At 72.9% G+C, this 8,539-nt stretch carries 6 protein-coding genes; 3 read left to right on the plus strand and 3 right to left on the minus strand.

Annotated elements, in window-relative coordinates; all coding sequences use genetic code 11:
* Positions 1 to 112: 112 nt before the first annotated feature.
* A complete protein-coding gene (locus tag HGA02_RS05435) occupies positions 113 to 376 on the plus strand; it encodes a hypothetical protein (protein WP_210728208.1) in 264 nt (87 codons plus the stop codon).
* Here the strand turns inward: HGA02_RS05435 and HGA02_RS05440 are convergent.
* Entirely contained in the window at positions 281 to 2,518 is a 2,238-nt protein-coding gene (locus HGA02_RS05440) for a carbon starvation CstA family protein (protein ID WP_168678142.1), read from the minus strand. The genes HGA02_RS05435 and HGA02_RS05440 overlap by 96 nt on opposite strands.
* A 127-nt stretch (positions 2,519 to 2,645) precedes the next feature.
* On the opposite strand from HGA02_RS05440, the gene HGA02_RS05445 reads away from it, so the two are divergent.
* On the plus strand, positions 2,646 to 3,074 hold the full coding sequence (locus tag HGA02_RS05445; RefSeq protein ID WP_168678143.1) for a DUF6314 family protein: 429 nt from the start codon (positions 2,646 to 2,648) through the stop codon (positions 3,072 to 3,074).
* Between the two features lie 44 nt (positions 3,075 to 3,118).
* The gene (gene yidD / locus HGA02_RS05450; RefSeq protein ID WP_168678144.1) at positions 3,119 to 3,406 is read left to right on the plus strand and encodes a membrane protein insertion efficiency factor YidD; all 288 of its coding nucleotides are present in this window, start codon (positions 3,119 to 3,121) and stop codon (positions 3,404 to 3,406) included.
* A gap of 72 nt (positions 3,407 to 3,478) precedes the next feature.
* Here the strand turns inward: yidD and HGA02_RS05455 are convergent, their stop codons facing one another.
* Entirely contained in the window at positions 3,479 to 6,823 is a 3,345-nt protein-coding gene (locus HGA02_RS05455; RefSeq protein ID WP_168678145.1) for a discoidin domain-containing protein, read from the minus strand.
* A gap of 372 nt (positions 6,824 to 7,195) precedes the next feature.
* The gene (locus tag HGA02_RS05460) at positions 7,196 to 8,320 is read right to left on the minus strand and encodes a hypothetical protein (protein ID WP_168678146.1); all 1,125 of its coding nucleotides are present in this window, start codon (positions 8,318 to 8,320) and stop codon (positions 7,196 to 7,198) included.
* Between the last annotated feature and the right edge of the window lie 219 nt (positions 8,321 to 8,539).

Genomic DNA, 8,539 nt, shown 5'->3' on the forward strand with positions numbered 1-8,539 from the left:
CGGGCGAGGCGGCTGACGGCGCCCGCTCGCCCGGACGGCCTCCGCACAAGGGTGGAGGCCGACCCGCCCGACGGCTGACCTGCGACGCGGGCGCCGCCTCTACGCTGGCGGCATGTCCTCCGTCGTCGTCGCGCCCCCGACGCCCGACGTCTGGCTGCACCCGCGGTGGCGGGGGTGGTCGCGCGCGTGGCGGTACCTCCTGGCCGCGGGTCTCGGCGTCGCGCTGTGGATGGCGCAGGTCGTCGCGCTCGCGATGCCCGAGGCCGTCGGCGAGACCGCGTCACCGCCGCCCGACGAGGTCGTCGGCGGCGCGATCGTCCTCGACCTCGCGCTCGGCGGCCGTCGGCACGAGACCGCGGGGCGCGAAGAGGCGTGACGGCTCGTCGGGCTCCTCCGTCGTGGGCAGGCCGCCCGCACGCACGGACCGCACGACGACGACGGCGCCGACCAGCACGACGACGATCACGAGCACCGCGAAGACGATCGACAGGGTGCCCTGGACGGCGGTGTTGCGGATGACCGCGTCCATCTCGCCGGGCGACGTGGCGACGCCGAACGAGGTCTCGCCCGCGGCGCGCGCGTCCTGGAAGGCCCGGTGCTGGGCCCAGTAGCCGATCCGCGGCTCGGCGGAGAACACCTTCTGGTACGACGCGGTCATCGTCACGGCGAGGTCCCACACCAGCGGGACCGCGGGGATCCACACCCACCGGTACAGCCGCTTCTTGACGACCACGACCGTCACCACCGTGAGCGCGATCGCGGCGAGCAGCTGGTTCGCGATGCCGAACAGCGGGAACAGGGTGTTGATGCCGCCGAGGGGGTCCGTGACGCCCATCAGCAGGATCGCCCCCCACGCACCGACCACGACGACCGAGCAGATCCATGCGCCGACGCGCCACGAGGGGTCCCGAAAGCGTCGCAGCGGACCGCCGACGTTGCCGAGGCTGTCGGACAGCATGAAGCGCGCGACGCGTGTGCCCGCGTCGACCGTCGTGAGGATGAACAGCGCCTCGAACATGATCGCGAAGTGGTACCAGAAGGCCGCGAGGCCGGACCCGCCGAGGACGGTGCTGAGCACCTGCGACATGCCGAACGCGAGCGTCGGCGCGCCGCCCGTGCGCGAGACGATCGACTCCTCCCCGACGGACTGCGCGGCGCCCTCGATCTCCCCGGCCGTGATGGGCGTGCCGCCCAGGCCCAGCCCGTTGACGTAGGCCGCCGCCGTCTCGGGCGTCCCGCCGGTCGCGCCCGCGGGCGCGTTCATCACGAAGTAGAGGTGCTGGTCGATCACGACGGCCGTGACCAGGGCCATGATCGCCACGAACGACTCGGTCAGCATGCCGCCGTAGCCGATGGGCTTCGCCTGGCTCTCCTTCTCGAGCAGCTTCGGCGTCGTGCCCGACGCGATGAGCGAGTGGAACCCGGAGAGCGCGCCGCACGCGATCGTGATGAACAGGAAGGGGAACAGCGCACCGGCGAAGACGGGCCCGTCGCCGCGCAGCGCGAACGACGACACGGCGGGCGCCTGCACCTCGGGCCGCGCGACCAGGATGCCCACCGCGAGCAGGACGATCGTGCCGACCTTCATGAACGTCGACAGGTAGTCGCGCGGGGCGAGCAGCAGCCACACCGGCAGGACCGACGCGGCGAACCCGTAGGCGGCGAGCCACCACGCGAGCGCGACGGGGCTCAGCGTGAACCAGTCCTGACCCCAGTCCGTCTCGGCCACCCAGCCGCCCGCGACGATCGCGAGGAGCAGCAGCGCGACGCCGAGGATCGTCACCTCGGACACCCGACCGGGCCGCAGGAACCGCAGGTACGTGCCCATGAACAGGGCGATGGGGATCGTCATCGCGATCGAGAAGACGCCCCAGGGGCTCTCGGCGAGCGCGTTCACGACGACGAGGGCGAGGACCGCGATGAGGATGATCATGATGACGAACACCGCGACGAGGGCCGCGACGCCGCCGAACCGGCCGAGCTCGTCGCGCGCCATCTGACCGAGGCTGCGGCCGCGGCGCCGGACGGAGAGCGTGAGGACCAGGTAGTCCTGGACGGCGCCGCCCAGCACGCAGCCCACGATGATCCACACGGTGCCCGGCAGGTAGCCCATCTGCGCGGCGAGCACGGGTCCGACCAGGGGTCCCGCGCCCGCGATCGCGGCGAAGTGGTGCCCGAACAGGACGCGCCGGTCCGTCGGCATGAAGTCCTTGGCGTTGTCGTACCGCTCCGCGGGCGTCGCGCGGTCGTCCCGCGGGCGCACGATCTTCGCCTCGACGAGCCGCGCGTAGAAGCGGTAGCCGATGACGTAGGTGCACACGGCGGCGAAGACGAACCACACGGCGTTGACCTGCTCGCCGCGGGCGAGCGCGAGGACGGACCAGGCGACGGCGCCGAGCACCGCGACGGCGGCGAGGACCGCGCGCCGGGCCGGTGGGACGGGGCCGCGCTCGACCACCGCCACCGGTGGGAGGTCGGGGTCCGTCCGGACGTGCTCGATCTCGGTGCGCGCGACCATGCTGGCCCCCTCAGGCGTCGTCGTCGTCGACCAGCACGCACGCTACGCGCGGCACTGCGGGTCGCAACCGGGCGGACCGGCTCCCCGCGCTTCCGGCGGACCGGCCCGTCGTGAGACCGTCGCGACCGTGGACGTGCTCGCGAGGTTCGCCGGTGCGTGGTCGGTCGACCGCGCCGTGGCCGACGCGCGCGCCGGGCTCGACGGGACGTTCCGCGGGACCGCGGCGTTCGTGCCGACGGACGACGGCGGGCTCGCGTGCGTCGAGGAGGGCGTGCTGGCGTTCGGGGGCGACGAGCGGCCCGCCACGCGGCGGCTGTGGCTGCGGGCGAGCGGTGGCGGGGCGGTCGACGTGCTGTTCGGCGACGGGCGGCCGTTCTACGGGTTCGACCTGCGCGACGACCGCTGGTCGGGCGTGCACGGGTGCGGTGACGACACGTACACCGTGACCGGCCGGTTCGTCGGCGACGACGCCTACGAGGAGGTCTGGCACGCGGTCGGCCCGCGCAAGGACTACCGGCTGACGACGACGTACCGGCGGCTGCCCGACGACGCCTGACCGCTCGCCGCGCGCGGTCCCGGAGCGCCACCTACCGTGACGCGATGAGCCCCCTCGCCACCGCCGCCGACCGCCTCATCGCGGTGTACCAGCGCCGCCTCTCGCCGCGGAAGGGCTGGAGCTGCGCGCACCGCGTCGCGCACGGCGGCGACTCCTGCTCGGTCGCGGTCCGCGGGTTCGTCGCTCGGCGTGGCGTCGTGCGGTCGGTGATCCCCACCGCTCTGCAGTTCCTGGCCTGCTACCGGGCCGCGGCGATGCTGGCGCAGTCCGACGTGAGCGGCGTGTGCTGCTGCGGCGGCATCCCGATCCCGTTCCGCTTCCCGCTCCGCTAGGTCCGCGCGGCCCGGGTGACGCAGCCGCCCGGGCCGGTGAGGGACCCGGCCCGGGCGGTCAGCGCGTCGGCGTCAGTTGCGGTTGATCGTGAACGTCGACGTCGTGTTCCTGATGTCCTGCGCGTTCCCGCTCATCCGCAGGTTGGTGAACGTCGCCGAGCCGACCGCGGGCCCCTGCCCGGCCTCGGGCATCTCGTTGACCCAGATGCCGAACCCGGACTTCGCGTCCCACGCGTCGCCGCTCTTGCGGGCCCCGGTGATCGACACGTTCGTGAACGTCGTGTCGGTGATCGGGTTCTGCGGCTGACCGCCGACGTAGTTCGTCTGGAACATGATCCCCGAGTAGGTCGGGTCGACGATGTCGACGTCGCTCACCCGGATCCCCTGGAACTTCTTCGACGCGGAGAACACCCAGATCGCGGGGAACGTCTGGTTGCCCCAGAAGTGCCCGCCGGCGCGCACGATCGAGATGTTCTGGAAGCTCGTCGGCGCGGCGGACCCGAACTCGTCCATCGGGTAGCCGAAGTCGAGCGAGCTGATCGTGATGCCGGAGTACACGAGCGTGTCCGCGATGTAGATGTTGCGGAACGTGTTCCCGTACCCGCCGTAGACGGCCAGGCCCGCGGCCCGCCACGTGACCAGCGACGTCAGGTTCTCGTAGACGTTGCCCGTCTGGCCGGTGCCGCCCGCGTCGGTCGCGGCGAACAGCGCGAACGAGTCGTCGCCCGTGCCGCGTGCCTCGATGTTCGCGACGCGGTTGTTCGCCGACCCGTTGGTCATGTTGATGCCGTCGGCGAACGTGTTCCGGATGCGCGAGTTCGTGATCGTCGAGGAGTCCATGTTGGACGCCCAGAACATGCAGATCATGTGCTCGACCCAGAGGTCGTCGACCGTCATGTTCGCGACGTTCGTGAAGTCGAGGACCTTGCCCGGCCCGTCGATCCGCGACGTGTAGTTGCCGAAGTACGCGAAGCCCCGCCACTTCGACCCGTTCGCCGACGCCTCCGCGCGGAAGCCGACGTCGGTGTTCTCCTGCCCGCTCGGCGCGAAGAAGCGCGTGAACCAGGGCCCGGCGCCGACGATGTCGACCGCCTTGCCGTACACCTGGAACTTCGAGCTCGTGCTGTAGTCGCCGGTCGGCAGGTAGACGCCCTTGAGCGCGCCCGTCGTGTCCATGCGCACCTTGTCGAGCGCGTCCTGCACCGCCTGGTGCGTGAAGCCGGTGGGCTGCACGTACTGGGCCGGGTTCGGGTTGGGGTTCGCCGTCGCGAGCTCGGTGTTGACGAAGTCGACCGTGACGGGCTGCGGGTTGCTCGCGGTGCGCTGCAGGCGGATGGTCGCGCCGGCCGGGACCGTCGTGCCGAGGAGCGTGCTCGCCTCGTCGTAGATGTGCCGCGGCCCTCCCGAGCCCGGCTGGTTGTTGGGGTTGGTCTCGTTGCCGTAGAGCCACGCGAACCGCGAGGTCAGGTCGAGACGCTTGAGAAACGTCCCGTTCACCAGGATGTCGATGCTGCCGTTCTGGCCCGTCCCGGCGGCGTTGTCCGGGATCGAGAAGCGCGTGACGAGGGTGTTCGTCGGGTTCTTGAGCGTCCACTCGACGTAGGCACCCGTGGCCGACAGCGTGGCCGCGCGCCGGCCCGACGCCTCGCCCGCGAGGTCGCCGACCGTGCGGTTCGGCCCGACGAGCACCGCGCCGCCGCCCGTGCGGCCGTCCTCCGCCTCGTACATGTCGAACGGCAGGTGCGCGCCGCGGCCGACGTAGATCCCGCCGGTGACGACGTTGTTCGTCTGCTTGCCGGGCACCTCGGTGCTGTCGGCGGCGACCGCGCTGGACACCGTGTAGGTGCCGTTCGCGGCGGTCCACGTGCCGAGGTTCACGGTGGCGCTCGTCGCGCCCGCCGCGATCGCGCCGCTGGGGGACCCGGTGAGCGTCTTCACGACGGTGCCCGTGGTCGAGTCCTTGATCGTCACTGTGAGCGCGTGCGTGCCCGACGACGTCGCGACGTTGCCGTTGTTCGCGACCGCGCCGGTGAACGTGACGACCGCGCCGGCCGCCGGGTTGCCCGGGCTCCAGCTCACGACGGGCACGAGGTCCGACGTGGGCACGGGCGCGACGACGAGCCTCGTCGGGCTGCTGTACGCGTTGTTCGACTCGTCCTGCTCGACGACGGTGCCTGCCGGGTCGGCCGTCGCGCCGACCGTGTACGAGCCCGCGGCGCGCGCGCCGATCGACGCCGTGACCGTGGCGGTCGCGCCCGCGGCGATCGCGCCGACGGACGCGGTGGCGGCCGTCTGCCCGTCGACCTGGAAGGCGACCGACGTCGCGGCCGACGCGGCCGTCCCGGCGTTGCGGACCGTCGCGCTGAGCGTGACGGCCGTCGACTCCGTGGGGTTCGCGGGGGACGACGTGACGCTCGTGACGGTGAGGTCCGGGTTGGGTGCGGGCGTCCCGAGCACCTGGAGCTCGGCGACCTGCCCGTTGCCGGCCCCGGTGTTGCCCGTGAACACGAGGCGGACGTCGGACGCGGTGCCGCTGACCGGGACGGTGACGGTGTTGCCCGTCGACGGGCTGAACGCCCGGGCTGCGGACGGAGCGAGCGTCGTGAACGTGCCCGTGCCGGTCCGGCCCTGCACCTCGAACGTCTGCGTCCGGTTGCCCCACGCGGCGTCGGGGTTGAGCTTGACGACGACGCCCGAGAGCTGGCTCGCCGACGCGAGGCTCACCGTGAGGGTCGACGGGTACTGGCCGCCCGCACCCTCCCAGTACGTGCCGAGCTGCCCGTCGACGGCGTTGCCCGCGACGTAGGTCCACTCCGTCGACGACGCGACGATCGGCCGGTTCGCGGCCAGGTCCTTCCCGGTCGGGGGCGTGGTGGGCGTCGTCGGGGTGGGCGTCGGGCCGGCCGTGCCGTAGACCTCGAGCTCCGAGAGCTGCCCCGCGGGCCAACCGGTGTTCGCCGAGATGCTGAGCCGCACGAACCGCACGGAGGTGTCCGTGACGTCGACCGTGACGGTGTTGGCGGAGGTGGGCCCGAACGTGTACGCGGCCTGCGCCTTGAGCGTCGTGAACGTCGAGCCGTTCGTCGAGCCCTGCACGGTGATCGTCTGGGTCCTCGCCCCCCACCCGGCGGTGGGCAGCTTCAGCGCGAGGTCCGTGACCGTGGCGGCCGCACCCAGGTCGACTTGCACCCACTGCGGGAGCTGGTTGTTCGTCGACTCCCAGTACGTGGCCTGGTTGCCGTCGGTGACGTTGCCGGCGCCGTAGACGTCGGTCGAGCTGCTGGCCGTCGCGGGCCTGCCCGCGGCGAGGTTGACGGGCGCCGCGGCGGCACCCTGCGCGACGAGCGCGAGGCCGAGCGGTGCGATGAGCGCGGCCGTGGCGACCGCCACGACCGCGTGCCTGACGTTCCTTCTCATGGGTCGTCCTCGTTCTCCCGCCTCCTGCGGCGGGTCCGGGCCGAGCGCGTGGGTGCGGCCGGGCACGTCGCGGCCGTCGTCGGTCGCGTGCTCCCGGACGCGTCGCGGGGTCGCTGACCCCGCCGGCACGTGCACGGCGTTCAGTGGTGGGACCAGGAGCGACCGCTGAGTGCGCAGGCAGCGGCCCGACACCGTCGTGCAGGTGTTCCGCGCCACGCACAACTTTGTGCGTCGCGACTGTCGATTTCTTGCGGTGTCGTGGAGAGGACGATACGAATGCTCTGCGGGGGCAGTCAAGGGGCGACCCGCACGCGGGACATGTCGATGTTGACTGCGCACGGGTCGGCGCCACGGACGCCGTCGTGCACGCCGTCAGCGCGTGGCTCGTGCCGCCCGGGCCAGGTCCCGCACCGCGCTCTCGCAGTCGTCCCCGGCCTCGTCGACCTCCGCCTCGGCACCGTCGATCCGGACGAGTGCCGGCAGGTAGAACCGACGGGCGTAGGAGTGCGGGTTGAGAGCCCACGCCTCCCGGAGCGACGCACGTGCGCGCGCATGACGCAGGCGCCCGAGGCCGACAGCCGGCTGCTCGGTCGCGCACCACTCGCCCGCGGCGACGGCCTCGTCGAACCAGGTGAGCAGCATGTCACCGTCGTCGGCTGAGCCGTGGGCGCAGACGACGTCCTGCCCGAGTCCACGAAGCCAGTCGTCGTCCGCGTCGAGCCACGCCCGCGCGCGGGGGAGTGCCGCCGCGCCGAGGGCCGTGACGGCCGGCGCGAGGGACGAGACCACGCCGAGGCGGTTGCGCAGCCCCGTCCGTTCCGCCACGTCGAGCAGGACGAGATCTCCCCGGCGGGCGAGCTCACGGAACGCGGCGGTACGCACGCTCGAGGCAGGTCCGGTGGCCACCACGACCAGCTGGCCGGACGTGCGGTCCCGCAGGTCCGGTGGGGCCACGCGCAGCGGCGGCCGTGGCGCGCGCGCCAGTGCTGCGGCCACACGTGGATGGTCCGCCCAGGCCTGCCACGGGCTGTCGGCACGCCCCGTGACGACGTTGTCGAGCTCGTCGTCGAGGATCCTGTCGAGCACCACGTCCCGGAGTCGGTCCCTCCCCGCGGCTTCCGTCACCTCCCAGACGGTCTCGACCGTCCACCAGTCCGGCTCCGCGGCGGACTCGACGTAGCGCAGCAAGGACGCTGCGGCCTCGGTCGAACCGTCCCGGGCCAGCTCGACGAGCACCCCGAACGCCGTACCCGTCCGCAGGTCGGTGTCGTTCGCGTCGAGCGTGATCGCCGCGATCGGGATCCCGAGGCGGACGACGAGACGCGCGTGGTACGCGTCGCGCTCCTCCGTCTGGCGGTCCCAGCGGGGGTCGCTCGTGAGGCACGACAGGAGGTCGTCCGCTGCGCGCGTCGCCACGGCCTGCCGGAACCCCAGTCCGCGGCCGCGCTGGAGGGCGCCGAGCACCGTGTCGGCCGGTGCTCGTCCGTCGTCGTCCACGCGCGCAGTGTCGCAGCGGGAGGGTCGTCGAGCGGCCGTCTTTCTGCTCCGGCGGCGGTGTGGCCGGGACGTCGGCGCTCAGGACGGCGCCGTCCCGGCGGACCTCGCCGTCGCCCGGAGCCGGGCCTCGTCGGACCGGGGGAGGACGAGGGCCGAGGCGGCCAGGAGCGGTGCGACCAGGGCGACCGCAGCGGTCAGGCCTGCGCCCGCCGCGAGCAG

Origin of the sequence: Cellulomonas septica, assembly GCF_012396155.1 — a bacterium.
Lineage (GTDB): Bacteria > Actinomycetota > Actinomycetes > Actinomycetales > Cellulomonadaceae > Cellulomonas > Cellulomonas septica.